Raw genomic sequence first — 505 nt, forward strand, 5'->3', positions numbered from 1 at the left:
AGTCGACCTGCGCAGCAAGTCGGGCGAGGGCCGGCAGCTCCAACGACAGACCATAACCCCTGCACCGGGCGCATAGCTGAAACTTCGCTTCGGCGTCGCAATGTGTTCGCAACTACCAGGGTAATCCCGGGTGTTTCTGGAAAGGGTGATGGAATTCCGAAGGACTTCTTGCTCGCAGCCAAATTAGGGAGCTTAGTTGGTTTGGGCGACAGGAGGTCGCCAAATGCGTGATTATCAGGCCTACATCATCGGCGATGATGGCCATATCAAACAGCGGATTGATCTTTGCTGCGCTGACGAAAACGCTGCCAAGGAACGGGCCAAATCCTTAGTAGACCGCAATTCCATTGAGTTATGGCAATCCGATCGCTTGATTGCGACGATTCATCCCGATCCGATCAAGACCAGCAGCGCCGCTGGCTGGATCAAGAGCTGGCTGCGGCCAGCGAACTAAGCGCCCGCTCTCCCGGCAACTTTTGCTGGAACATGGTGTTGAATCGCTATG

Annotated in this window: 1 protein-coding gene; it reads left to right on the top strand. The window is 55.4% G+C overall.

All coding sequences use genetic code 11. The features are described from left to right. The first annotated feature begins 223 nt into the window (after window positions 1-223). Window positions 224-454 carry a hypothetical protein gene (locus H8A95_RS43545; protein WP_194473004.1) on the top strand — a complete coding sequence of 77 codons (231 nt, stop codon included), beginning with the start codon at window positions 224-226 and terminating at the stop codon, window positions 452-454. The last annotated feature ends 51 nt before the right edge of the window (window positions 455-505 follow it).

Origin of the sequence: Bradyrhizobium oropedii (assembly GCF_020889685.1) — a bacterium.
GTDB lineage: Bacteria > Pseudomonadota > Alphaproteobacteria > Rhizobiales > Xanthobacteraceae > Bradyrhizobium > Bradyrhizobium oropedii.

What these genes read in the sequence shown, in the direction of transcription:
- H8A95_RS43545 (WP_194473004.1), top strand. Translation starts at nt 224, where the DNA reads ATGCGTGATTATCAGGCCTACATCATCGGCGATGATGGCCATATCAAA.